Origin of the sequence: Prosthecobacter vanneervenii (assembly GCF_014203095.1) — a bacterium.
GTDB classification, from domain to species: domain Bacteria; phylum Verrucomicrobiota; class Verrucomicrobiia; order Verrucomicrobiales; family Verrucomicrobiaceae; genus Prosthecobacter; species Prosthecobacter vanneervenii.
This window is the reverse complement of record NZ_JACHIG010000004.1, coordinates 25,053-51,528: the sequence shown is the minus strand read 5'-3', so window position 1 is coordinate 51,528 and position 26,476 is coordinate 25,053. Positions and strand designations below refer to the sequence as shown.

Sequence of the window (26,476 nt, the reverse complement as noted above, 5' to 3'; positions counted from 1 at the left end):
AATCAGAGGGTGCGCGGCTGCAGGCTGGCGGCAGGAACGCGTTTGAGGGTGTTAAAAGGAATGGTGAGCATGGCGTAGAACGAGCCCATGTGCCTGGCCACGGGGCCCTGGCAGAGCAGGTATTTCAAAATGAAGTCCCGTAGTGCTGAGCGTACACGCCCGCGCCAGGTACCGAGCCACATGCCCCACTCGGCGCGGAAGATGGCCGTTTTAGCGGCCTTGCGGCGGTAGCGGTTGTAGGCGGGCAAAAGCTTGAGGGGATCGCTGCGCGTCAGGATTTCGGCGAGAAATTCCGCATCGGCAAAGCCTGTGTTCATGCCCTGGCCACCTATGGGGCTCATCCCGTGTGCGGCGTCTCCGCAGAAAAGGATGCGCCCTTCGTAGTAGCGGTCGCAGTTGAACTTGCGCGGGGTAAAGACGCTCTCATTGACTTGGTCTGCAGCAGGGACGTCGATGCCGGTACGTTGTTTGGTCAGCATGCTGACCAATCCGGGAGGCGGGCGGTCCATGCGTGTGTCTGTCTGCACCACCCACCGGCGCTGCCCACCGGGCAGGGGAAAGGACTCCACCGAACCCGCTGCAGTGAAGAAGAGGTGTGCCTCGTCTCCAAAGCTGCTGCGGTCCACGAAGTCGCCCATGACAAAATGGCAGTCGTAGGAGCGGCCCGGCGCACGCATGCCGATGACGCTGCGCACGGAGCTGCGGCTGCCATCACACGCCACCACAAAGCGCGCCGTGAGTCTGCTCCCGCCGGCCTGCACCTCGCAGTGATCCGCCGTCTGCCGCACGTAGCTAACCTCGCAGCCAGCTTCGAAGTGCTCCGGACCCAGATGATCCTGCAAAAGGGCGATGGTGGTGACCTGCGGCAGCGAGAGGATGAAGCGGTGCTCGTCCGGGATCTCGCGGAAGGAGACGCAGCCGAGCTTTCCACGCTGGCCATGCACAAAGCAGTCGCGCACCTTTACCCCGCTGGAGATGAATTTGGAGGCGAGCCCCAGTTTTTCCAAAATGTGCAGGGAGGGCGGCGTGATGCCGATGGCTGCGGAGTGTGCGATGGACTCAGTGCGGCGCTCCAACACACGAATGCGCTGCCCCTGCTGTTTGAGCAGGCAGGCGAGCAGAAGACCCACAGGCCCGCCGCCGACGATGATGACGTCGTAGTCGGTGGTGTTCATGGTACTGCGGCCTGAGTCATAATGGCAGGTTGCACCGTTTCCACGGGCGGAATGGCCGCACCACAGCGCTCGAGGACGGCGGTCTCCACTGTAAGACCAGGGCCAAAGGCGATGGCGCAGGTCATGGCCCGTTTGGTTTCCGCTTCTTCGAGGAAGCCTTTGAGTACAAACATCACGGTGGGACTGCTCATGTTGCCATAGTCCCGCAGTACACTGCGAGACATCTCCAGCGCGGAGGCAGGCAGCGCAAGCTGCTGTTCGATCTGGTCCAGAATGGCACGCCCACCCGGATGAACGGCCCATTCGTCGATGTCTGTCGCGCTTAGGCCATGCTTGTCGAGGATGCCGCCAAGGATGTCGCGGATGTTGCTGCCGATGAGCTCGGGCACATAGGCGGAGAGAACCATGTTGAAGCCGTTGTTCCCGATATCCCAGGCCATGTGCGCCTCGCTGGAGGGCACGAGCGCCGAGCGGAAGCCATGCACGCGGAAGCTGGGACGGTCCCTCTGCGGCTCGCGCGCGCTGACGATGGCAGCGGCCGCGCCATCGGCGAAGAGCGCATTGGCCACGATGCTTTCCGGTTTTTCGCTCACCTGTAGATGGAGTGAACAGAGTTCCAGGCACATGACCAGCACCACAGCCTGCGGATTGGCTTCGCAAAATTGCGCGGCCATGCGCAGCGCGGGAAAGGCGGCATAGCAGCCCATGAAGCCGACGGTGTAGCGCTCCACGCTCTCGTTGAGTCCCAGCTCGCGCATGATGTGGTAATCCGGCCCCGGATTGGCAAAGCCGGTGCAGGAAGCGAAGACGATGTGGGTGATCTCCTCCTTGGCAAAGTGCGGACACTCCGCCAGCGTCTTGCGTGCGAGCTTCACGGCGAGCTCCCGCGAGGCTTTGGCATAGAGAGCATTTCGCTCTCCGGTGCCTGGCGAATTGAGCGAGCCGTCCGGCTGGGTGCGGAAGAGCGCACCTTCCTCCTTCATGAAGTCGTCGCTGGCACTGTAGCGCGTCTCGATCCCTGTGCGGTCATAGATCATCTCGACAAGGCGCTGGGCACGCGGCTCGGAGATCCAGCCCTTCATGCGATCACGCGTGAATTCATTGCTGTAGATGAACTCCGGCGTCTCCGTGGCGATGTGGTGAATGTAGGCGGGCATGAATCAAGAATGGTGGCGTTTGAGGGAGACGCTGGCATGCACGCGGATGGCATCGCCCACTCGGATGAAAAGCAGAACAGATGGGACCGTGATGCCGCTTTTCTTCAGGGAGAGATCGATATCGAGATCAAAGGAAGCCTTGTCACCCTGGTGATGCCACCGGCTGATTTTGCCGATGACGGTCTGCGTCTGGCCCAGCATCGTAAGCTTCAAGGGCAGGGTGGCAGGAGCGGCATCTCCCTGGCGGATGGCCGTGAAGGGAGTGTCGATGAGTGCTGTGATGAGAGGATGCGCCGTGGCCTGCATGGCCTTGCGCATGTTTTCATCCCGCTTGGCCTCGGCAGTGTCCATCCTGGACACCTCCACGGTGACAGTGGCCTCCACCTTGGTGGGATTTCCATCCGCATCCATAGTGACAATGGTGGTAAAGGGTTTGGGCTCCACCTTGCCACCCCAGTCGTGGAGTGTGGAGGAGCCGTTGAAGGCGATGGTGCTGGTGCCAGACCAGCGGGAGGTTTCGGCCAGGGCAGAACCGGCCAGGAGAAAGAGCAGAAGAAGAGGAGATATTTTCATGAAGTGCGCGTGATGCGGGCAGGACGGCTATGGAAGCAGAGAGAGAGCAACTCCGAATGCATACGCATGATCTGGTGCGTTTAGCATCGGAAGCAGGAGCAAATGGCAAACCAACCGCCGCCAGCATGAAGATGCCGCAGACGCTGTTTGCCAGCTTCAGATCAAATCAGCAGCCTGATGGTGGCGATCTGTCTGAGTGTATCAGCGGTATTTTCATGCTGATCATTCCAAGCAAGACTGGACACATGAAGCGCTGACGTTCGCGCAAAGCGGGGCGTGAATTCCAAGCATGGCAGGACACCCCAATGCTTGTCTTTGATGAGACGCTCCTCCTCATCGTCCGGGCCTGCGAGGGTTCCTGAGTCTTGAGTGGTGGAAAGGCTGTGGTCTCCCTCCGTGGCAGGACGGCAGAAGCTCACGACCAGTCTGGTCAGCATGCCGCTGTGGTCACACACCTCGGGTGTGTAGTCATCTTCATGATGATGGAGCCGCACCTGGGTGCCCTGCTCAGTCCGGCAGATCAAGACTCGATGGCTGCCATCGATGGTTGCCAATGCCGCGAACACAGCCGGCATGATCGCAGTGGCCGAGCCTGCGTAGGCAAGCAGCAGCAGCAAGGCAAGCAGGCGGTAAATGCGCTTCATGAGAGAGATTCTCGTGATCTCAGACGCCGATCTTCCCACAGGCTTAAGGCTGTTCAACCAATTCCTGCCCAGACCTTGACACATGCCGCGAGTGAACTTGAAACTCAATCTCACCGATGAGCATCTTAGCAAGAATCACGGTGCTAACAGTCATTAGATTCAGGGCCTCATGAGACGGAAGAATTTCGAGCCTTCACTGATGGGAACATCCACACTGCAAGTACCGCCTGCCGAAGTGACAGGACGTGTGGAGTTGGCCCAACTGGCGGCATTGAGATCTGCAGCTTCTTGCAGGATCCAGCCTGTGAAGGAATCCGGCCAGCTGACTGTCAGAGTTCCCGGATTGGAAACAGAGACCGCCACGTCGGGCTTCACCACCACATCATTCACTCCGAGCATGAATGGCGAGAGGGAGGGGCTCACGGCCTCGATGACCTTGTTGGTCGTGTCCACCTTGCCGCTGAGCTTCTCCCAGACACCATTGCGGAAGTGGTAGATGACGAGCTGGTTTTCATCATAGCCCGCTGGCAGCAGGCTGGGATCATAAGCGAACTTCAGCTTGATGTTCCCTGTATGGGTTCCGTTGTATTGGAGCTTCCAGAGCTGCCTGCGCGTGGCATGCGGTGTCTCAAATGACGGCAGGGCAAACTCGCCCTCCGTGGTGCGCTCGGAAAGTTCAGAGTCGTCGGCATCTGAATACTCACCGAAGAAGGTTCCTTCCTGGGTGATTTCGTCGAATTCAAAATCCACTCCACCCACATGCGTAGAGCCGCCATTGCAGCTGCCCCCGCCACCCTGACCGCCGCTGCCTCCGCCGGTGATGCTCACCTTGGTGCCGGTGAGAAGACTGAGGACGATGTCAAAACTGACACTCTGACCTGCAGCCAACGTGCCGAGATCCCAGCGCTGCCCACCGGCTATCCATGGGCTGGTGGGTGTGAAGAGATCGCGGCCGAGGCGGCTGGTGTATGGGGCGCTCTGCCAGTTTTTTTCAATCGAGAGATGCACACCATCAGAGGGCTTGCCAGTCACATGGTCATCAATGCCCACGATGCCATAGCTGCCGATCTCGTAAGCTGCCGGTGCGACTTTGGACTGAAAGCCGATGTAGTCCTCCAGACCGACTGTGGAGCTCTGACTGCCAGCAGCGCTGTCATCCACGCCCGCCATGGTGGCGTCGTAGCGGTACTCGGAGAGCTTGCCGGTGTAGCTGCGGTTGTCGTACTGGCCATGCTGGGAAATGAGCCCGTGCAACAGCTGAAAGAGCTGCAAGTTGGTGATGGTAGCACCGCTGATGTTTCGCACCACAAAGGTCTGGTTCATTACGTAGCGGTTGCTGTTGATCGATGCTCCCGCACCGGGCGCGCTGGCGGGTGTGATGCCCATGGGCGTGCCCACAACGGTGTCCACCATTTCAAAGCGCAGGATGATCTCAATGTCGTTGTTGGCGATCACTGATTCCGCCACCGGCAGCCCATCCTTGTTTCCGCCCACCAGATGGATGCCGGTGACGACATGGAAGTCAGAGTTGGTCTGCCAGTCGGGATACAAGAAAGCAGGTTCCAGCCAGGTGGGCGCATGAGCCTGCCCGCCCACCTGATAAGCTACGGCGCTGCCCCATTCGCCAGAGAGATACTCGCGCCCGACGAAACCCGCCGTGTTATCGAGCAGGAAGTCGGAATAGCCGAAATCTGAAAGCGTGATGTTCCAATTGGGATTCGCCAGCGTCATGGTTCCTCCCGTGCTGCCACCGGGGCTCACCTCGATGTTGTCCACAATGAAACGCTGCGCCCCGGCTGGCAGGTCCGGGAGCTGAAGGAGGACCTCGTCAAACACCGCACCAGCAGCATTAAAGCTGATGCTGCCGCAGGGCAGGCTATCACCAGCACTCGCGCTCCCGTGCGCGATGACAGTGCCAACCACGACAGGCGCGCCTGATGAATTGTCGATGGCGGTGAGTTGCAGAGTTGAAGCCACCGGAACAGTGAGCGCCTCGATCGTGGCAAAGTCCAGACTGATACCGGTGACAGACTGATCCAGCCTGATGTCGAGCTGTGCCGCATCAGAGACAGATTCAAGATAGAGCCCTGAAAACTTGGAGAGTGTTCGACCCGAGGCGGCATCGGATCGCGTCGTAAAGGCACCGTCTGCATCCGAGCTGAAGGTGGCGGTGTACCCCACCATGAGCTGCGTGAATGGCACCGGGGCATCTGTGTTCAGCGCAGGGGTGGCATTGTCAAAGTTGAACGGAATGCCTGCGACCAAGGAGCTGAAATTGGCGGTGTAGGCACCGCTGGCTGCAGGAGTGAAAGAGTAGCTTGGATTGGTGCTGACCACGTTTCCCTGACTGTCCGTCCAGTTGATGAAGGAGTAGCCCGGATTGGCCGTGGCGCTGAGTGTGGTGCTGGCCCCTACGCTGACAACTCCGCCGCCACCGGTCGTGCCTGCCGTGGGTGGCTGCACACTGGTGGTGATGCCGTAGCCCGCCGTAAAGGTGGCCACGAGCGTGCGGCTTGCCGAAGCCAGAAAAGCATAGCTGGCTGCATTGCTGACCACGGCTCCCCCCTCGGTCCAGGCAGTGAAAACGTAGCCCGCATTTGGCGTGGCAGAGACAGTGACGCTGTCTCCCACCATGCAAGCGCCGCCGCCTGAAACCACACCACCGGCAGCAGGTGAGGCACTCACTGCCATGAGCAGTCCGCCCACCGGCATAAAGTTGGCCACGTAGGCGTGATTAGCTCTGACGTTGGTGAAGTTGTAGGTCGAATTGGTGCTGACCACAGCGCCGTTCTCCGTCCAGCTGACAAACTGGTAACCCGCAGCCGGGGTGGCTTTCACATTACCGTTGTCTCCAGGGCTGTAGCTGGGGCTGTCTGCCTCAGTGCTGCCGCCATTGGCCGGGCTGGAAGTGCATGTAACTTTGTAAGACTGAGAGAAGGAGGCCACCAGTGTGCGATTCGCCGAAACGGTGAAGGTGTAGCTGGGCGAGGTGCTCACCGTGGTGCTGCCTTCTTTCCATTTGGAAAACTTGTACCCGGCCGCCGGACTGGCTGTGACGGTGACACTGGTCCCGTCTGCATAAGTGCCCGCCCCGGAAACGGTGCCGCCTGCCACTGGACTCGAGCTGGCAGCAATGGTGCGCAAAGCTCCGCCATTGAGCACAAAATTGGCCACCAGGGCACGACTGGTGGTGGCGTTGAACGTGTAACTGGCTGCGGAGCTGACCTGAGTGCCGTTTTGAGTCCAATTGACGAATGTGTAGCCGGCATTCGGAGTGGCTGTGACAGTAACGCTGGCACCACTGGCATAAGTGCCGCCGCCACTGGTGCTGCCTCCTGCCGTCGGAGCTGCCGAGGTGGTGATGCTATAGGTGGGAGCCAGGGTAAAATTGGCAACCAAGGTACGGTCCGCAGAGGCCGTGAAGGTATAAGTGGCAGAGGCGCTGACGAGTGCCCCGGCCTCGGTCCAACTGGTAAAGACGTAGCCGGCATTGGGAATGGCCGTGAGCGTGACGCTGGTGCCGTCGTCCACCAGGCCGTCTCCGCTAACCATGCCACCCGCAACAGGGGAGGCGCTGGCGCTGATGGTCCACTGCACCGTCGCAGGCACAAAATTGGCCACCAGCGTGTGGTTCACATCCATCACCACGGTATAGTCCGGAAGTGTGCTGACGACCTGACCATTGTCTGTCCAGTTTAGAAAGGTGTAGCCCGGAGCTGTAGTGGCGATGGAGACTGCAGCGTTGTCACCGGGATTGTAGGAGCCATCTCCAGCCGTCGTTCCCGCGCCCACGGGAGACACCACGGTGTCCAGCAAGGACTGCGCCGGCAGCGCTGCTCCAGCGGCAGCGATGTTCATGGTGTAGTTCTTCTGCACATCTGGGTTTACCCCGTCGCTTGCGGTGACACTGAACTGAAACTGCCCGGCGGTGCTGGGCGTGCCGCTGAGAATGCCGGTGACTTCATCAAACGTCATTCCAGGCGGCACCGTGCCGGTCTGCACAGCGGTGAATGGCACGCCACCTTCCACGATCATTCTACGCGCGGCAAAAGCCTTTCCGACCTGCCCGTCTCCTACGTGGTCGATGAGTCCGAGTGCCTCGTTCACATCCACAGCGGCCATCTGCGCACCAGTGAAATCTCCCACCAGCACCTGGGTGGTCATGTCTGTGGTCACGGTGACCCATTCTCCCGTGGCTCCATTGAAATGGTCCGCGTAGGTGGCACTGCCAGTTCCGTGCACACCATCAGCACCTACAGCCGTCCCCATGGCTTCGCCTGTCTCTGCATCCAGCGGACCCACATACTTGTAGAATTCGTAGCGGCGAGTGACGACCTCATTGCCATTGGGCAGCGGCTCGGCAGCAGCGGCCACCTGGTTGTTCGGGCCGCCATCGGCAGCGCTGGTTTTTTTCTGCAGGATGCGCCACTCGACCTCCACTTCGTCGGGCTCGCCGTTTTTCCAGTTTTTGCCGCCGGGGTCAGCGGGGTCTTCAGACACCAAATCACGAAGCTTCACTTTGCCGGCATTGTGTGTCGTGGTTTTGATTTCCTTCATCCAGACGGCCTTGCCAAATTCCTTGGGCGGTGGCGCTGGAGGCGGAGGTGGCACTATGACCGCCTGAACCTGCGCAGGTGCTGCGGCGGCAGGCGGATTGTAGGTGAAGGTAGGCGTGGAGACCTGCACCGCACCGCCGCGCACCAGGGTGCCGCTGCCGTTGTCGATCAGCCAGTTGTAAAGCACCGCTGAAGGCTGGGTGATGTATCCCACCCCGAAATGCTCGCCACCGAAGTTAACAGCGGGATTGGTGAACTGATGCCCCTGCGTCGGAGGAATCGGAGCCGCCGGTATGGCTGTATAGGCCGACCAGGTGCCATTGGGATTTTTTTTTCCCTGCCAGCGAATGAAGACTTTCGGATGCGCCGGGTCAGTGTTGTCCTCCTTGATGTCCGGCACGCCGTAGTGGTTGTAATTGTAGGTGTAGGTAATGTCGGTGCTGTGGATGTCATCCAGCTCGATCTCAAAGCCATGGCACTCGACGCCGGTGTCGTTGACCGTGTCGAAGTTGTTGATGCTGCCGTAGGCGATGCTGGCGCGAGCTGTGGATATGCCTGCTGCCAGAGAAAGCGAAAAAAGCACGCTCATCCACAATCTGCTGCGGAAGATCGTAGGTGCCACGTCTGTGGCGGGCAGGGTAGTGGTCTTGCGTTTCATGTGAAAAGGCTCAGTGGGTTGCTGCTGCAGAGGCTTGGATGTTGGCCGTTGGTGCGAGGAGCTGCGCCCTCAGCCTGCGGCAGAGACGATGCAAATTCACCGCCACAGCGCTGCGTGTGCGCCCATGCAGCGCGGCGATGTCCCGGCTGGATTTTCCCTGCACATAGTGCAGCACCAGAAGTTCCCGCTGGGAGGATGGCAGCCTGGCGAGAAGGGAGACCAGCCTGAGATGACGATCATGCAACTCAACGGCGTGTGTTGATCTCTCGCACAGAGAGTAGATCTCTTCCCTGGCCTTACGCCGGGTTTCAGTACGCAGAGTTTTGAGTGCGCGATGCCAGCCGATGCTCCACAGCCAGCCGCAAAATGAACCCCGCGGCTGAAACTGATCTCCCTGACGGAAAGCCTCCGCCATGGCCTCATGCGCTGCCTCATGCGCCATGTGCTGGCCAAAACGCTGCGCCAGCCACCCTGCCAGTGAAGGCACGCAGCGGGCATAAAGCCGCTCAGCCGACACGGTATCTCCTTGCAGAGCTTGTGCAAAGAGGCGGTCGTACTCGTCCTGGGCTGGATGAAGGATAGTGGTTGTCATGGCGCACTGGGTCGTATTGGGCCAGAACGCGGGCCGAAAGACACGTTATCGTTTGGTAATGAATGCCGGAGACGGCGGCCTTTGGGATGAAGTGCGCCTATTTTGCGATAGGACCCGAAGACGAAATCACGGTGTGCCAGGCCCGGTGGCTTCGATCCGCAGAAAACGTGAGGAGGAGGCTCCTGTACTGATGGTGTCGCGCACCTTGAGCTCCGTGGCGGTGTCGTTTAGGATGGTGCCGGGCGTCCAGTTTTTCAGATCACCGGAGACTTTGACCACGGTGCTCATCTCCGCCGGGCGCATCGGGCTGCGGAAGACGCGTAGAGTGAGGTAAGTTGTGCCACCCACATTTTCGATCTGGTGCTGAGGCAGACGCTCACTTCGCATTGCAGGATCGAGCCCGAGTGCGTATTCCAGCCAGTCGCTCAAGCCGTCGCCGTCAGCATCACGCTGATAATCTCTGGTCCCGACGACAATGGATACCGTCGCGGGCTGCGAGTCCACAAAGCTGCCAGAATCACTGGCAATGTAGGTGAAGGCGTCCGGTCCCTGGTACCCGGTATCAGGAAAGTAGGTCGCCACTGTGCCCGAGATGCCGACGGTGCCGTGAAAGGGCTGCTGGATGACGCGCAGCTGTGGGCTGGTACCGCTGGCGGTGAGCGTGACGCTCGAAGGTGTGTTCAATGGCACCGCCAGCCGGGCATTGGCCACGCTGGGACCGACGTGAGTGCTGGCGTTGCTGCTGCCAGGGCCGTCGTGGCAGTAGTAGCAGCTCACCTCCATGCCGCGTTTGAGTGTGAGCAGGCCAAACTTCGTTGTCAGAGCACGATCCGCCTGCGCACGCGACAGGGGAGTGCCGCGCAAGTCCGTGCCGTGGCATTCACGACAGGCGGCATAATTGGGACTGATGGCGCGGGCGATGTCCGCATGATCCTTGACCCAAGTCTGGCTCCCGATGGGGTGGATGCCATGAGGGCCGCCAACGCTGTTGGAGGGCATGGAGGGATGGCAGACGGTGCAGTCCGCCAGCTTGCCGCGGTGCCCCTGCTTGTTCCAGGAGTAGAGATTGTCATCCCGATGCAGGGAAGGGTATTCCGCATGCGTGCTGCCATGGCAGGCGCTGCAAACCAAGCCGCCATGCCCTTTTGAAAAGCGGAACAGCGACTTGCCCGCCATGGGTGTGTCCGCGTTTGTGGCAAAGCGCTGGTTGGATGGCACACGCATCACCCCTGGGGCGCTGAAGACGCTGGTAAAGCGAATCGATCCTTCATTCGTCTGCGCATCTCCGCTGTGGCAGGCCTGGCAGTTTGGCTCGTCCAGCCAGCCGGTGCGGGCGGTGCTGCCGACGGTGCTCATGCTGCCGTGGCAGCTCTGGCATTGCATCACCAGAGATCCGTCCGTGGCGTTCACCGCGCCTCCCATCGCACCGCGCAGGCAGCGTGTTTGAGAGCCCGGATGGCAGAGATAGCAGGCATTCCGGCTGAGTGCGGAGTCCATGAGCTGGCCATTGGTGGGGTTTGTCACGCTGGCATGCCTGCCGTGCATGGACGCAGTGAGTGGTTTGACGCCTGCATAACCGCCGGTACCGAGCGCCTCGGAGGCATGGCATGTGGCGCACAGCACCTGTTTGTGGCTGTTCACGACGCTATGGTACAGGCCTTCTGGTGCATAGCCCATCGCCGCCAGCGCTGGCGCGTATAGCGGATCGGCGGCGCTCTTTTCATCGTGCAAACGCAGGATGTTCAGGCGGAAGTCGCGCTTGTCACTGGCATCGTTCACCCAGCCGGCAGCAGGCATCGCCGCAGGTCCGGAGCCGGACTTGTGGCAGGCACGGCAGTCCATTTCATCTGACACCGGCGCCACGATGTCTGCGCTGGCCAGCACGCTGCCAAGAGAGTTCCTCACCGAAATGCGTAGCAGCGGATATGGATTGTGCCGGCCCGCATCGTCCGTCGGTGTCAGCGGAATGCCCGCCGCTTCAAACCAATTCATGCCTGCCGTCCAAGACATCACCTGCGGTGTGTTTGCCGGGCCTGGCATTGATTTTCCTGCCAGTCCCTGATCTGCGCCCAAACCAGCACCAAACAACATCGCTGCATAGTCGTAGAAGTTTGTCTTGCCGGAGGAAGTCGTGTTGATGGATCCGTCCGGGCTTGCCAGGGACTCGTACGTCACACTTATGCCTGCGGCTGTCGGATCCGTGATCAGATGCCCCGCCGCATCCATGACCTGCGCGTTGATCGTGTTAAATGGAGGCAGAATGGAAAAGACGCTGTAGTCATCGTCCATGCAGTGCATGCCAAGGTTGTTCCAGGCCACCACTGTCCACTGGCCGTTTCCTGCAGGAAGCATCACGGGCTGCATAAGCAGGCCTGCCAGAAACATGCGCCCAAAACGATGACGGTTCATTCAAGTGCATTTCGACAGATTTCAATGCAGGAGACACGTTATCATTTGGTAATGAACTCCTAATTTGGGTGCCTTTTGAAACAGCCTGTGCCTATGCTGCGCACCACCATGCATATTTTGCTTGTTGAAGATGATGTCGAGCTCGCACGCCAGATGGCGCTCTGGCTACAGGAGGCGGGCTATACGTGCACCCACCGCGCGAGTGGTGCGGCGGCGCTGCCGCTGCTGGCGCAGGAGCCTTTTGATGCCGTAGTGCTGGACGTGGGCCTGCCGGACATGGACGGCTTCGCTGTGGTGGAGCAGATCCGTGCGCGCGGATTCAGCATTCCCGTGGTTTTCGTCACAGCGCGTGGGGATGTGACTGACCGAGTGCGCGGCTACAAATCCGGAGGCGACCAGTATGTGACCAAGCCCTTTGCGGTGGAGGAGCTGCTGGCCTGCCTGGAGGCGGCCATCCGGCGTCAAAACGGAGTGCAGCAGCCACCCGCGGCGGGCACACGCCGTTTGGGCAGATGGACTCTGGACCCGATCAAACGCCGGCTGCATGACGGTACGGAAACCGTGGAACTGCAGCCGCGCGAGTGGACGCTGCTGGAGGTGCTGCTGGCCCATGAACAGCGCACTCTGAGCAAAAAATTCCTGCTCGAGAAAGTCTGGGACATCCAGTTTGACCCGGGCACCAATGTCGTGGATGCGATGATCTGCCGCCTGCGCCGAAAGATTGACACTCCGGGCAGGCCCTCCCACCTGCAAACCGTCCGAGGCAAAGGTTATGTTTTCACGTCTGCTACCTGAGCGCATGCCGTCCACCTGGCGGCTCGGCCTGCTGCTGACAGTCCTCATGGCCTGCAGCACCGCCCTGTGCATCACCGTGGCCGGCTGGGCCATGCGGCAAAATCTCAGCAGCATCGCCCGCGCTGTGGTGCTCGATGACCTGGGTGAGTACGCCGTGCTCTACAACCGCAACGGCCTCAAGGAGCTCAGGGAGGTTTTTGAGGCCGGAAAACATGAGGAGAGCCAGGCTGTCCGTATCACCAATGCCAAGGGCGAAACGATTTTCGAGCAGACGCCGGAGGCCGTCGCGGGTTACAACTGGCCCAAACGCCCGCCCAAGAAGATGAAGCCTTCGGAGACCTGGCTCATGACGATCGCACACCCCGGCAGGCAGCAGCAGCTTCTCGTCGGCTGTCAGGTTATGGAAGATGGGAATGCCCTCTGGTTTGGCCGCACCGATGCCGAAGACCTGGCCTACGTCGAGCACATCCGCCGGCATCTCTGGCTCGCGGGCCTGGCCTCCACCGTTTTCATGCTGCTGCCCCTGTGGTGGTTTGTGCGGCATGTGATGAAGCCCGTGCAGGAGATGATGCACAGCACGCAGAAGCTGGCCCAAGGACTGACCACCACAAGACTCGAAGCGCCTGGAGCAGTGCCGGAGCTGAAGGCCTTTGCCGCCGCCTACAACGCCGGCCTGGACCGGATCGATGCCCTGACCGAAGAACTGCAGAGCGCCAATGACCATCTGGCGCATGAGCTGCGCACGCCTCTGGCACGCATCCGCGGCAATCTGGAAACTTTTCATGACCATATCGAGACCCCCGCCGCACGTGAGGCTGCCGCACGCGGGCTGGAGGAGATCGACCGCGCGGCGGACCTGGTGCAGACCATCCTCACTACGCGGGCAGGAGAGCACAAGGCGCTGAAGCTGCATCTTGAGATCGTCGATCTCAAAGAGCTGCTCACCGATCTGCACGATCTCTACAAGGCCGCAGCGGAGGAGCGCGGCCTCACCTTCACTCTGGAGGCCCCCACCACCTGCTGGGTGCTGCTGGACCGCCAGCGCATCAACCAGGCAGTTGCCAATCTGCTGGACAACGCCTTTGCCTACACGCCGCGAGGAGGAATGGTGAATCTGGCTCTGAACATGCGTGCAGAACAGGCACGCATCTCAGTCACGGACACAGGTCCGGGGCTCACGCCAGGAGACCTGACCAAAATCTGGCGGCGGCATATGCGCGGCTCTGCATCCAGCGCCAGCACGCCCGGCATGGGACTGGGTCTCAGCCTGGTGCAGGCGCTGATGCATGCACACAATGGCAGCTCCGGCTGCACCAACCGCGACGAAGGCGGCGCGGAATTTTGGGTCGAGCTGCCGGTGGGAGACCCGCTCGTTTCCGCTAATGTGGTTTGAGCTCGTGTATTCAGGCCGACCCGTGGGGAATGAACTCCCTGAGAAGTGGCCCGATAGTGCAGGGTAGGCGCACGAACCTATGTTCAAGTACGCAGTCCTATTTTCTGCATCGAGGCGTCAAAACGTGCGTTTAATCTCTGTACTATGAAAACCACATGCATCCTCCTGATTTCTCTGGCGGTGCTGGTGCTCACCACGCCTGCCAAGGCCCAAACGTCGGCGGAAACCATTCTGCCAGCCATCATTCCCTCCGGCACGACTGCTGCCAATGCTGCAAGTGCCAGCGCCATTGTACCGGCACCTGCCAAATCACCAGCGGTGAAACCCACCCCCGCAAAGCCGGTCTTTGCCGAGAACAGCAGCCCCACAAGAGTCGAACCCGTGGTTTACTACCGCCCAGTCGGGGCTGTCTCGCCGATGTCCGGCATCCGCACTTACCCTGGAAACACGGCAGCGCACATCACCAACGGTGCCACACGGGTTTCCATGGGTGTTCCTGCAGGCAGCACCTTCGCCAGGATTGTCGGCAGCAATGGATCACGAGCCACCCGGCCTTCGACCAAAGCACGCACGGTGAGCACCCGCTGAATATTGGCCCTAGATTCCGTAACAATCTTTGCGTCGTTCCAGCTTCTGCCATGCACGCATCGGCGGCGGAATGGATACCATCTGGCAGTATCTGCAGCAGCCGCTGATCACTGATCTGCATGCCTCCTTCGTCCCGAGCCCGCTTGAGACGAAGGAGCGGCGCATCTGGTGCTGACGCGTCAATCAGGACTGGTTTCGAACGATCTCCTCTGGTAGGGTTGAACCCAACATGAGCGGCGTGGAAAGACATCGTGGCAGGCATCCGGCGGATGAGGAGCTGTTTGCTGCGGAGGCGGCACCGGTACTGCGGGTGGCAGTGGAGGAGCTTTCGTGGCTGATGAGCCGAGGCTATGCCCGGAACTCGGCGGTGAAGCTGGTGGGAGACCGCCATGAGTTGCGGGAGCGCCAGCGCCTGGCCGCAGGCCGTGCCGCCTGCGCGGATGCAGCGCGTGAAGGGCGGGCGCAGCGGCAGTTGCTGGCGGAGGCGCTTCGCGGGCGAGGGGTGATGGTGGACGGATTCAATCTGCTGGTGAGCCTGGAGGCAGCCCTGAGCGGGGGCGTGCTGCTGCGCTGCCGGGACGGTTGTGTGCGTGACATGTCCAGCGTGCACGGCTCCTACCATGCGGTGGCGGAGACGGATGCGGCGGTGGTGCTGGCGGGCAGCCGCCTGGCGGAGCTGGGAGCGGCGTCTGTGCACTGGCTGCTGGACAAGCCAGTGTCCAACAGCGGGCGTCTGGCCGCGCGCCTGCGTGAACTCGCGGAGCAGCATGGCTGGCCCTGGACGGTGGATACCGTGTTCAACCCGGATGCAGAGCTGATCGCCGCCCGCGACGTGGTGGTGGTAAGCTCTGACGCGGTGGTGATCGATGGCGCCCCGTGCTGGTATAATCTGGCAGCGGACCTGATTTTGGGAGGGCGCTGCGGGCAGCCATGGGTGGTGGATCTGGGGGAAGTGCACTGAGGAACTGGCGGAAAGAAGGAGAAAAATCTCTGCGGCTTTATGATCCCTGCGGTGTAAATCCGTATCTTCTCCTGACACGCTGCCATGCCCACCACACTCCGCTGGAAATCCACCGCCCTGCGCCTCTGGCGCGTGGGGCTGCTGGCGCTGGCGGTGGTGGCCATCCGACGCGCGCAGCCGCCAGCAGCGGTGGAGCTGACGGTGGAGCGGGTGCGGGATTTCTTCCCTGCGGCGGCGACCTTGGTCTCTCAAGGCGGCATACAGGCAGTGAAGGATGAGTCGGGCATCACGATCGGACACGTGATGCAGACCTCTCCGGAGGGGGATGACATCATCGGCTACTCGGGACCGACCAACACATTGATCGCTCTGGATGCACGCGGCAAAGTGCTGGGACTGCGCATTCTGAGCAGCGGAGACACGACGGACCATGTGGCGGAGGTGGTGAGGGAGCGCGCTTTTTTCAAGCAGTTCACCGGGAAGAAGGCGGCAGAGCTGGCCAGCCTGCAGCCGGAGGCCGTGACGGGAGCAACGCTAACGAGCAGCGCCATCGCTGAAGGCGTGCTGAGGCGGATGGGCAAGAGCGCCACGACGTCGCTGCGGTTTCCTGATGGGATCACGCTGGAGGAGGTGCAGAAACTGGAGCCAAAAGCGGCGCAGCTGCGTGAATCGAAGGCACATCCAGGCTCTCAGGAGGTGCTGGATGATAAGGGCGCGGTGATCGCGCTGGCGGTGCGCACCGCGCCGGCCTCCGACGGCACGGTGGGCTACAAGGGGCCGAGCGACACCTTTATGCTGATGGACGCGAGCGGCGGCACGCTGCGCGGGATCGCCCTGCGGCGCAGCTATGACACGGAGCAGTATGTGGGCTACGTGACGGGCGATCCGGCTTTTTTGAAAACCTTTGATGGCATGACGACGGAGAAGATCGCGCATATCGACTTCAATGCCGCCGGCGTGGAGGGGGTGTCTGGCGCGACGCAGACGAGCTATGGCATCGCGGAAGGGGTGCGCGTGCGTGCGGAGAGCCTGCAGAAGGAAAACGAGGCACGGCACGGCTGGTGGCAGCAGATGGCCGCGCGCTGGCGCTGGCAGGATACGGGACATGTGGCCATCTTGCTGGCGGCGTTTGTGATGGCCTTCACGCCGCTGCGGGGTAGTGCTTGGTGCCGCCACCTGCATCATGCGCTGCTGGTGGTGTATGGAGGATTCATCGCAGGAGAGATGCTTTCTCAGGGATTGCTGGCCGGATGGTCGGCCCATGGCACGCCGTGGCGCACGGCGCAGGGGCTGGTGCTGCTCGCAGCCGTGGCGCTGCTGGGGCCGGTCTTTACCAGCAAACAACTCTACTGCCACCACATCTGCCCGCACGGTGCGCTGCAGCAGCTGCTGGTGCGGCAGCTGAGATGGCAGTGGTCGCCGTCAAAGAAGGTCGATGCGTTGCTTTCCAAAATTCCCTTCGTGCTGCTGGCGCTGGTCTTCTTCAGTGCCGCGTTTGCGCTGCCGGTGAATCTGAATGCACTGGAGCCCTTTGACGCGTACGTCTTTCGTGTGGCGGGGTGGGCCAGCATCGGCATCGCCATCGGGGGGCTGGTATTTTCTCTCTTCACGCCACTGGCCTACTGCCGCTACGGCTGCCCCACGGGGGCCGTGTTCAAGCTGCTCCGCTTTACGGGCGATGGCGACCGCTTCGGCACGAGAGATTGGCTCGCCGCATTATGTGTGGCGCTCGTTCTTCTCTTGGCTCCGGGCTGAAACCGGACTACCAGACCTCCCACATGCCTTTGATTTCCAAATTAGAATCCAAACTCGGCCGCTTTGCCATCCCCGGCCTCGTCCAGACGATCGCGATCTTTCAGCTGCTGGTGCTCATGATCGTCACGCTGATGTCCAAGGAGGGAGCAGCGGCCTACCTGCAGTTTCTCAAGCTGGATCCGGATCGTGTGATGCACGGCGAAGTCTGGCGGCTGATCACGCATGTGTTCATTCCTGGCAATTTCTCGCTCATCTGGGCTCTGATCGGCACGATGTTCATGATGTGGATCGGCCGCAGCCTGGATGCGGCCTGGGGAGCGTTTCGGGTCAATCTCTACATCTTCGGCTGGATGCTGGCCGTGACACTGGGCGCACTGTTTCTGGGCTGGCCCGCCCCGGGCATGTTTCTCTATCAGACGCTGCTCTTCGCTTTTGCCACGCTGTTTCCAAACGAGGAAATCTTCATCTACTTTATCCTGCCCGTGAAAATGAAGTGGGTCGCCGCGCTGACGGCGGGGATGACGGCGCTGATGGTGATCCGCGAGCCTCTGCTGGTGCTGCCAGTGCTGCTCTGGCATCTGAACTACCTCGTGGCCTTCGGCCCCGGATTTGTCAGCGAGCGGGCGCGCATGGCGCAGGTGGCCTCACGCCGCAGCCGGTTTGAATCCGCCAAGATGCCTGCGAGCAGCTTTTTCCACCAGTGCTCTGTGTGCAAAAAGACAGACCTGGATGATCCTCAGCTGGACTTCCGTGTGCTGGACTCCGGAGAAGAAATCTGCAGCGCCTGCCGCGCCAAACGCACCGGAGGCTGACCGCCATGGAGGACAAGCTGGCCGCCGAATTTCTGGAGTTCCTGGAGGTGGAGCGCCGCTCCTCGGTGCGTACGCAGGCCAATTACGAGCTGGCCCTGCGTCAGCTCCGCGAGTGGCGCACGCCCTTCAAAGGCTGGAGCGAGCTGACGGCGGATGACTTCCGCGCCTTTCTCTTTGACCTGATGAAGCAGGAGCGCGGGCGCGCCACTATCCGCCTCCAGTTTGCGGCGCTGCGCAGCTTCTTCAAATGGCTGACCCGCCGCCGCGGCTGGAAGAACAATCCGCTGCTGGAGGTGCAGCTGCCCAAGCGCGAGAAGAAGCTGCCTGTGACGCTGACCGTGGCGCAGGTGGAGGCCATGCTTACGCTGCCGCTGACAATGGAGAAGTCCAAGCGGGACGCTGTTTGGGCCCCGGAAAGGGACGCAGCCATCCTGGAGCTTTTTTACAGCACTGGCATGCGCCTGAGCGAGCTGGTGGCGCTGAACGTGGCGGACATCGACACCTACACGGAGACCGTGCGCGTCTTTGGCAAAGGCAGCAAGGAGCGCATCTGTCCGGTGGGCCTCAAGGCGCTGGAGGCAGTGCAGCGCTACCGCCTCAAGGCCGGGGTGCACGACGGCGCGCTCTTTCTCAGCAAGCTGCGCCGCCGCATTTCCGGCCAGGCGGTGGATGACGTGATCTCCAAATACTGGCGTGCCTCCGGCCTGCCGGTGCACCTGACCCCTCACAAGCTGCGCCACAGCTTTGCCACGCATCTGCTCAACAACGGCGCCGACCTGCGCAGCGTGCAGGAGCTGCTGGGCCACGCCAGCCTCTCCACCACACAGATCTACACCCACGTCTCCACCCAGCGGATGAAGGAGGTCTATGAGGCAGCGCATCCGCGCGCGTAGGACAGCACGCCGCAGGAGTCACCTGACAACTGCGGGCAAGCTCAGTCCGTGTTACTTCTTTGGCGCACCCCAGGTGGCAACGGGGGTGGCAGTGTGTGTGGCAGCCTCATCCAGCGCAAAGGTGATGCACAGGCTTTGTGGGCCTTTGGCACCATCCACCGACGCCTTGAGCACATGGACTTTTTCCCGCACCAGATCACGAGACTGTTCGGTGGCGGCCTCAGGCGGTTCTGCGGAGCTGAAGGTGGCGTTGGCGGGAGAAACGATCGTGGCCACCAGCGTCTTGCCACCCTGAGTCAGCTTGGCGGTCGTGCCGCTGGCGCTGATCTCGGCCTTGGTGTGCATGCTCCAGGTGATGCTGCCGGTGTTTTTCATCACAAGGTCATCCTGCAGCACCACGTAGGGCTTGGCACCGCGCACCACCATGATGCCACGATGCACGTCCTTGGCAGGCTTTGAGTAGGCCTTGGTCATGTCCACCACAGCGGTGCCGCGCTCCGGAGTCGAATAGCCCAGAAGCACTGATGCCTTGGCATCTTGATCCTGCTGGTTGCCGTCGATCACCAGCGTGTTCTGTCCCAGGGTGTTTTCGACATAGAGGGCAAAGCGCTTGGTGCGGTCCGCGCCCGGCTTGACTTCAAAGCCAGGTGCTTTGTCCTGCTCGGCGCCCAGCTCGATGCCCCAGCGCTCACCGCCGGCATCCAGCACAAAACTGCCGATGTCCAGCTGCGCGGTCGTGTCTTCATTATCTCCGCCTTTCACCGCGACGAAATAGTCCGTCTTTTCCCAGCCGGAACGCGAGGTGGCCACAAAGCCCCCGGGCTGTGAGTAGTCCATGCTATCGGCCGTGCCGTCGCCAGCAGCATGCGGGTTGTAGTAAAGGAAGTTGCCGACCTGGCCAAAGTAAGAAGCGCTGACGGGCTGCTTGCCAGTGGCTGCCACGGCGCGAATGCCTGGGTTTCCAGCCACACCACACAACCAGGTGGTGACCCACGGACGCAGCGAGACGGCTCCCTTGGTATCTCCGAAATTAAAGATCTGCCCGGTGGGCCCCATCATGTGCATGCGGGCCACGGCGAACTGAGGGATGCCTTCCAGATAGCTGATGCCAAGGTCCTTGCCGGTGGCGGTGGCAGATTTCAGCGACTGCGAGAGCATGGCCACGTAATCCATCACCGTTTCGCCAGCCTGCAGTCCTTCTGGCCACACGCCAGCCGGGGCAAAGCGCACGATGCCTTTGCCAAAGATTTTGGCGGATGCTTCCGCCGCTTTTTTGGCGATGGCAGGCTCTTCATCCACGAGGCAGATGGCAGAAAGCAGCAGCGCAGAGGCGGCGGCCATCTGCTTGCTGTCCGGCGGCAGTTTGCCTGTATCTGGCTTGGCCTGCGGCTTGGGCTGCCCCTTTGGCGGAGCAGCCTTGGACTTCGTCCCCGTCTGGCCTCCGGACACGCCTTTGGCGCTTTCGGGGACTTCTTCGCCCTCAAGATGGGCTATGAGGGCGGCGATTCCTTTTTCCGCCAGATAAGTGCGCACGCCGGTGGCTTGCTCGGCATTCAGCCCGGTGCGGAACCAGTCATAACCCAAGGCGGTGGCCACCACCATGTCCGTCACATTGTCCACGAGTTCAGGGTGCCAGTCGCGGAAGGAGACCTTGTCCGTGAGGGCGATGAGCTCACGCACACCGCGTTCCTGCCATTTGAGGTCGCCATCGCCGTAGTGCAGCGCGCCCAGCAGGCCCATGCGGTACACCGCCTTGGGGCCTTCACCGCCTGTGTCGCCATTGATGCGGGCCAGCTCAGGGTCTTTCAGGAGGTCTTCACCGGAGGCCTTGAGGGCCTCCATGATCTTGGCCAGCACCGGATCCGCCGCGATCTGACCTTTCAGTGCAGCCCAGCTGGCGGCATTGTGGATGAGGCGGGGGCGCACTTTGGCGATGCCACTGAGGTAATCATTGGCCGAAGGAGCTTTGAATTTGGCCACTGGAACCACGGTGAGCTTAGGCCGTTCCGGCGCAGGCTTTTTGGCGGCCACCGCCTTGGCTCCGCCCTTCGTAGGAGCTGCGGGAGGCGCAGCGGGTGTCGGAGTGGCGGCTGCCGCAGGAGTGGTCGCTGCGGGCATGGCAGCGGGAGGTGTGGCGGCCGGTGCTGCCTGCATGGCGGCATAGCGAGCCTTGGCATATTCAAAATCCGCCGGGCTGAGAGTGGCGATCGGCACATCAAACTCGCGCCCATCCTTCATCTTGATTTTCAGGCTGCGTGCAGCGGCATCCACAGACACCAGAGTGGCCTCCACCTGCTTGCCGGCGGTGTTCGTCCACATGCGGTACTCTTCCGCGAGCTGGGCGCTGGCGCTGGAGGCAGCGATCAGGCAGGCGGATGCGAGGGTAAGGAAACGCGGGGCGGTTTTCATGAGGGAGTAAGTGCGGAGCCTAAAGCAGCGGGTGCTGGTGCAGAGGTCAAGTATAAACGCTGATCAAGCGCGTGAGTTTGGCGGAAAGATAGGGCCAAATCACATTCATGACGTCAAGGTCGGGGCGCTACCTCTTCATGCTGCTTGTTTTGGCAGCATCCTGGCCACCACCCAGAGCAGCGCCACCACCACCAACGCCAGCGCGGCCCAGAGCCAGGGACTGCCCAGGCTGGCAGAACGGGCAGAGTCGGCAGAGAAACCCGGGAGCTTCTCTTCAGCGCCGAGCTCTGCGGCTACTTTTGTGGCGGTTTCGAATTCGGGCCGCGCCAGCTGGAGGTCGTAGCGCGTATAAGGGGCCTGGCGATTGCCGTAGCAGAGCTGCACAGGGGCTGTGTCTGGCACGCGGAACAGCAGCTTCACCACGGGGTAGATGACCTTCGCGGAGGTAATCTGCAGCCGGGGATTGTCTCCATTGTCCGTCGCGACACGGATGGAGGCTGCCCGCGGCGCAGAGTAGAGCGCCAGGTGGAAGCTGGTTGCGGCCTGGCCGGGCCTGCGCTGCCAGTTGGCATTGCTGAGGATGCGCTCAAAGCTGCCGCGCTCTGACTCATGCTGCTCGGTGACCGTGAGTGTGCGGGCAAAAAGAGGAGTGGGAGATTCCAGCAGGAGCTCGCTGGCAGGAAAGTTGGCAAAGGGCAGCTGTATGTCCCATTTGGACCACGTGGGAGCGCCGGGGACTGCCACTTCGGCGATGGGGACATCGAGCGAGCGCTCGAGGCCGGGTTTGATGGCCAGAAACGGGAGCTGGCGCCCCTCACGCACGACGCGGATGTCGTGCAGGTCATTGGCCGAGCGGGCGAGTGTTTCGGGGTCAACCTCCACTATGATGACCCCGGGCTCCTTAAACAGGACAGGCCGCCGGAAAGACCAGGGAGAGACGTCAATCGGAGGGCCCGAGTCGCCCACATCCGGGGCGGTGGCGCTTTTGCTGTAGGCGGAGTTGGCCTCCACCGCGCTTGCCGTGGCGGAGTGGGCGGCGACGTAGCGCAGTTTGTCATCGAGCCGGGCGATGTCATAGCGTGGTTCGGGAGCCTGAGCATTTCCCATGTAGAGCAGCCACTCGCCGGCGGCATCTGCTTGAAACACCACGGCCACCGGGTGCCGGGTGGCCTCGATGCGGTCGATACGAAGCGGCGGGCTGTCGCCGTTGCGGATGACAAGTTCCACCTCGCGTGTGCCGGCCAGTTGATCCACGGGGATGTCCAGCTCCTCCACGCTACGGCCTTCATGCTGCAGGCGGTAGAGGGTGGCGTGTGCGCCGAGAAGCGTGGCCTCGCGCTGAAACACGGCCTCGGGTGTGTGCAGCCGCAGGTGACTCAGGAAGATGTTGGCGGTGCCGAGGTCCAGCTTCAGGTGAGTGTCTCCGCCGGATTCAGAACGCGCCCGCACTGTCACGGGTTGAGGAAGCGTCTGAAGCTCCGGCAGGTCAGCCCGCAGCTGCGCCCCCGTAAAGATGACAGGCATGGTGCGGGTGTCATCGATGGTAATGCGGAAATGGGTCCACGCCGCCGGAGGGCAGGAGAGGCGCAGGCGCTCGGTGCCACTCTGCCGGCAGAGCATCTCGTTGGTGGCATGCGTTTGCCAAAGGCTGCCGTCATAACTTGTCTCCAGCGTGGCGGATTTGATGAACGAAGCAGCGTTTGTCTGCAGCTGTACGGCGGAGATGACGACACCGGCAGGCGGCTGAAACTCCAGCACGGTGCTGGTGGGATTGAGCGTGGTTTTAAAGGTGGCGGCGGCGTGCAGTGTCGGGCGCGTAAGACGAGGCAGCTCAATGATGCGAGGCGTCTCCACACCATCGGGACTGATGACGCGCAGATCGTGAAAAGCCGAGCCGCCGGTGCTGCGCGAGACATCCAGCAGTGCAGGCTCAAGCTCAATCCGGATGAGGCCGGACTGCGCGATGGTGATCTTCTGACGATGCGTCCAGGTGGCAAAGTCGGCGGCGCCGACACGGGCATGCAGGCAGAGCACGAGGAACGGAAGGAGCAGTGGTTTCATGAGCGGTCGTCGGTGAGGAAACGTTGATACAGGAATGAGGCGGCCAGGGCAATCACCGCCACCACCATGAGAGCGCCGATGCGGTAGATGCTTTCGATACTGGCGAGATCATGCAGAAACAGCTTCAGCAGGGCGATGGCCAGCAGGCCGATGCCCGCATAGCGCGTCGGCGCATTTTTCTGCCAGATGCCGATCACCAGCAGCGCGAGCGCATACAGCGCCCAGGCGATAGTGTAGGTCATGTCGCGGGCAAAACTGCCGTCAAAATCAAAAGTGATCGACTGCTGACCCGATGGCGTGAAAGCATCCGCGATCTCGATATTGAGCAGGAGGAAGAGCAGGATGCCGCCGAATGCACAGAAGGCGCTGCGGAGATTGATTTTACCCCAGCAATGATGTGGCGGAGCAAGCAAGCGCGCCGCAGCAAAGAGTGCGAGCGCGCAGAGACTGTAGGCGTAAAGCTCCCAGTTGAGCAGAGCCGTTCCGCCACGCACCTGATATTGCAGCACGGCAGGATTGAGGGCCAGCCGCACAAAGGCCGCCGAGAGGAGCACCGCCCCCGTAGCTCGCAGCCCCGGATGGGCCACCCGCAGAAAGAGCCAGCACAGCGCTGCGCCCTCCAGCGCCCAGCCGATGGTGATCCACTGCTTTTCAAACTGCACCGGGAAAATGAGGGTGATGAAAAAAAGCGCCACACCACCGAACCACGCGAGCTGCGAGAGACGCGCGGGATTTTCCGCCGAGTGTTGTTTGAGCACAAACACCAGGCACAGCAGCGGCGCGATGGCAAAGGCCAAGGGCAGCAGGCCCATCGTCTCATTCGGCCAGGTCAGGCCGACCGCACGATAGACGAGGCCAAAGGTGCCCAGCCCCGACGCCGCAGAAGCAATCCATGGCAGCCTGCGTGCGGCCATGAGCTTGGCAAACACCAGAGGGAACACCGTGAACAGCACATAGAAGCCCGCATACCATAGCAGCGGCGTGACTGCACGCTCCGTGCTGAAGCTCTGCCCGTGCCACGCCCACTCCAGAGCCAGCACGCAGCCCAGCGCGGTGGGCGCCAGCACCGTGATGCCGCTGATCCGCACCAGCCCGAGAAGAAACAACGTCAGCAGCAGCCCGAGGCCAAACACCTGTGAGGGGTCAGCCACCCCCAGGTGCAGCGTTGCCATAATCAACAGGGCAAAAGGCAGCACGGCGGAGCTGACTGGCAGCAGAGAGGCGTAGAGGGCCTTCGGTACTTTGCGCGCCAGGAAACTGCCCATGCCACCAAACAGCACAGCGAAACCGCCCACCACCACCAGGAACTGGCCCAGTCCTCCTGCTGCATGGGAGGGCAGATGAAACAGCCATACTGCGGCGGTGAGAAGCGTGAGGAACAGCGCAACCAGGACGGGAAGCAAAGCCCCGCTGAGAATCGCCAGCCCGATGATGAGCAGATCCACCAGCAGGATGGCAGGCCAAAGCAGAAGGCTGACGGAATCGAGACAAAGTACCGGGAGCAGCAGCAGCAGGAGCGTGATCACCGGCATCCACCCGATGAAAGGGGCGACGAGCGCATTCCGACGGTGCCAGAGCACGGCGTAGGCAGAGTGAATGAGGCCAAAGACCAGATAGATGCCCAGCGCCTGGGAGAGCAGCGCGGCGCTGAGGTTGCTGACGGTCCACTCCGAAAGATGCAGAAAAGTGAGCGTCACGACGACGGCGTGAGCCTTGGCCATACGTGGCTGCAGCCACACCAGGCACATGACCACGAGATTGATGCCGAGAACAAAGCTGTACAGCAGCGTGGGCCGTTCCGTGATGGCGCCGAAGCAAAGAAACACAAAGGCGGTAAACAAGGCGCTGCCGCAAAGGGCCAGAGCGGCAGCTGCGGGAAAGGCGTCCTCATCCTCACTCCGGCGCGACCACCACGCCGCGAGCGCAAACAGCACCGCAAAGCCGAGAAACACGGATACGGGAACCCATGTGGCCGCACCCATGGCATAGTGTGAGGAGTGGAAAAATTTCACCATCCATCCCGCCTGCATGAAGATGGTGCCCGCAGCTGCGAGCGCCGTGAGGTGCAGCCAGCGTTTGCTTCTGGCCACGGCCAGCACGCCGATGTCCAGCAGCGCGATGTAGCCAAACAGCCCGCCCGGGTTGTCATGGCCGGTGGAGCAGAGGATGGGGGTGAGGAAACCGCCGAGCATGCCGAGCACTGCGACGACCTGAGCCTCCATGCGCACGGCCAGCAGAAATGCGGCGGTGGTGATGAGGGCCATCATGCCAAACGTCACGAGCGAATGGTGAAAGGGAGGGATATGGTAGAGCGCATGTGCGGCAAAGCTGACCCCGTAGAGCACCACGATGCCTGTGGCACAGAGCGTGTGAGCCAGCGTGGCATAAGCCCTGCGGCGCTGAATCACCACTCCGGCGCTCACAAGCGCCGCACCCATGACAAAACCGATGGCCGTGCGCAGCTCCGCAGAGATCCAGCCGCGCTCGATGCTGAGTTTCACAAAGAAGACGATGCCCAAAAACAAGGCCAGCCCACCCACCCAGGCGAAGAGCTTGGCCCCCATGAATTGTTCAAGCGATATGCCGGGCGCAGGCGCGGAGCGGGGTCTGGGAGGGGCGGGTGGCCGCGAGTACGGAGGACTGACGGCGGGAACCGTTGCGGGTGGTTGCGGGTCCGGAGGACGGACGGCTGGAGCAGGCGATGCTACCGAGCTGGGTGCAGCGAAGACGGGCTCAAGAGGCGGAGGTGCTGCGACGGTGGCCGGGGCTGAGGCTGGCGGAACGGCGGCTGTGGTCGTCTGAGACGGGCTGGTATTTTCCAGCGCCTCAATGCGTCGGATCAGCCTGTCTTCGCGCTCCCGCATGGCCTGGATTTCCGTGTCCAGTGCCGCGATGCGTCGCTTGGCCAGGTTGGCGGTGACAAGCGCGATGATGGGCATGACAAGCACCGCACCGCTGACGATCAACAGGATGAAAACGATTTCTTCCATAACGCCGCGAAGTCTCCCAGCAACGACCCGCAAGGGAAATTGATATTTCCAGGTG

General features: G+C 61.6%; 18 protein-coding genes. 8 read left to right on the top strand and 10 right to left on the bottom strand.

The window, feature by feature from the left end; all coding sequences use genetic code 11:
* Window positions 1–2: 2 nt before the first annotated feature.
* The 7 genes from HNQ65_RS10325 to HNQ65_RS10295 form a co-directional block, all read right to left on the bottom strand.
* Window positions 3–1,175, bottom strand: a complete 1,173-nt coding sequence (locus HNQ65_RS10325; RefSeq protein WP_184339452.1) for an FAD-dependent oxidoreductase — start codon at window positions 1,173–1,175, stop codon at window positions 3–5.
* The gene (locus HNQ65_RS10320; protein WP_184339451.1) at window positions 1,172–2,332 is read right to left on the bottom strand and encodes a type III polyketide synthase; all 1,161 of its coding nucleotides are present in this window, start codon (window positions 2,330–2,332) and stop codon (window positions 1,172–1,174) included. Before HNQ65_RS10320 ends, HNQ65_RS10325 begins: the two co-directional genes overlap by 4 nt.
* Window positions 2,333–2,335: 3 nt before the next feature.
* Entirely contained in the window at window positions 2,336–2,905 is a 570-nt protein-coding gene (locus HNQ65_RS10315; protein ID WP_184339450.1) for a YceI family protein, read from the bottom strand.
* A gap of 161 nt (window positions 2,906–3,066) precedes the next feature.
* Window positions 3,067–3,549, bottom strand: a complete 483-nt coding sequence (locus tag HNQ65_RS10310; RefSeq protein WP_184339449.1) for a hypothetical protein — start codon at window positions 3,547–3,549, stop codon at window positions 3,067–3,069.
* A 159-nt stretch (window positions 3,550–3,708) separates the two neighbouring features.
* Entirely contained in the window at window positions 3,709–8,763 is a 5,055-nt protein-coding gene (locus HNQ65_RS10305) for an InlB B-repeat-containing protein (protein WP_184339448.1), read from the bottom strand.
* A 10-nt stretch (window positions 8,764–8,773) separates the two neighbouring features.
* Window positions 8,774–9,355, bottom strand: a complete 582-nt coding sequence (locus HNQ65_RS10300; protein WP_184339447.1) for an RNA polymerase sigma factor — start codon at window positions 9,353–9,355, stop codon at window positions 8,774–8,776.
* Window positions 9,356–9,481: 126 nt separating this feature from the next.
* Window positions 9,482–11,764, bottom strand: coding sequence for a multiheme c-type cytochrome (locus HNQ65_RS10295; protein WP_184339446.1), 2,283 nt, complete (start codon window positions 11,762–11,764; stop codon window positions 9,482–9,484).
* A gap of 93 nt (window positions 11,765–11,857) precedes the next feature.
* On the opposite strand from HNQ65_RS10295, the gene HNQ65_RS10290 reads away from it, so the two are divergent.
* The 8 genes from HNQ65_RS10290 (at window position 11,858) to HNQ65_RS10255 (ending at window position 18,961) form a co-directional block, all read left to right on the top strand.
* The gene (locus tag HNQ65_RS10290) at window positions 11,858–12,559 is read left to right on the top strand and encodes a response regulator transcription factor (protein ID WP_221306117.1); all 702 of its coding nucleotides are present in this window, start codon (window positions 11,858–11,860) and stop codon (window positions 12,557–12,559) included.
* 4 nt (window positions 12,560–12,563) lie between these two features.
* Window positions 12,564–13,952 (top strand): HAMP domain-containing sensor histidine kinase, encoded by a 1,389-nt coding sequence (locus HNQ65_RS10285; RefSeq protein ID WP_184339444.1) that lies wholly within the window; start codon window positions 12,564–12,566, stop codon window positions 13,950–13,952.
* Between the two features lie 144 nt (window positions 13,953–14,096).
* A complete protein-coding gene (locus tag HNQ65_RS10280) occupies window positions 14,097–14,540 on the top strand; it encodes a hypothetical protein (RefSeq protein ID WP_184339443.1) in 444 nt (147 codons plus the stop codon).
* 28 nt (window positions 14,541–14,568) lie between these two features.
* Window positions 14,569–14,715, top strand: coding sequence for a hypothetical protein (locus tag HNQ65_RS10275; RefSeq protein ID WP_184339442.1), 147 nt, complete (start codon window positions 14,569–14,571; stop codon window positions 14,713–14,715).
* A 54-nt stretch (window positions 14,716–14,769) separates the two neighbouring features.
* Window positions 14,770–15,501, top strand: coding sequence for a DUF434 domain-containing protein (locus HNQ65_RS10270; RefSeq protein WP_221306116.1), 732 nt, complete (start codon window positions 14,770–14,772; stop codon window positions 15,499–15,501).
* 84 nt (window positions 15,502–15,585) lie between these two features.
* Window positions 15,586–17,256, top strand: coding sequence for an FMN-binding protein (locus tag HNQ65_RS10265; protein ID WP_184339440.1), 1,671 nt, complete (start codon window positions 15,586–15,588; stop codon window positions 17,254–17,256).
* Window positions 17,257–17,279: 23 nt separating this feature from the next.
* Window positions 17,280–18,068 (top strand): hypothetical protein, encoded by a 789-nt coding sequence (locus HNQ65_RS10260; RefSeq protein WP_184339439.1) that lies wholly within the window; start codon window positions 17,280–17,282, stop codon window positions 18,066–18,068.
* 5 nt (window positions 18,069–18,073) lie between these two features.
* On the top strand, window positions 18,074–18,961 hold the full coding sequence (locus HNQ65_RS10255; protein ID WP_184339438.1) for a tyrosine-type recombinase/integrase: 888 nt from the start codon (window positions 18,074–18,076) through the stop codon (window positions 18,959–18,961).
* A gap of 51 nt (window positions 18,962–19,012) precedes the next feature.
* On the opposite strand, the gene HNQ65_RS10250 is transcribed toward HNQ65_RS10255, so the two are convergent.
* From HNQ65_RS10250 to HNQ65_RS10240, 3 genes are all read right to left on the bottom strand, one after another.
* On the bottom strand, window positions 19,013–21,370 hold the full coding sequence (locus HNQ65_RS10250) for a heparinase II/III domain-containing protein (protein ID WP_184339437.1): 2,358 nt from the start codon (window positions 21,368–21,370) through the stop codon (window positions 19,013–19,015).
* A 135-nt stretch (window positions 21,371–21,505) separates the two neighbouring features.
* Window positions 21,506–23,431 (bottom strand): hypothetical protein, encoded by a 1,926-nt coding sequence (locus tag HNQ65_RS10245; RefSeq protein WP_184339436.1) that lies wholly within the window; start codon window positions 23,429–23,431, stop codon window positions 21,506–21,508.
* Window positions 23,428–26,421, bottom strand: coding sequence for a DUF2339 domain-containing protein (locus tag HNQ65_RS10240; protein WP_184339435.1), 2,994 nt, complete (start codon window positions 26,419–26,421; stop codon window positions 23,428–23,430). Before HNQ65_RS10240 ends, HNQ65_RS10245 begins: the two co-directional genes overlap by 4 nt.
* Window positions 26,422–26,476 lie beyond the last annotated feature (55 nt).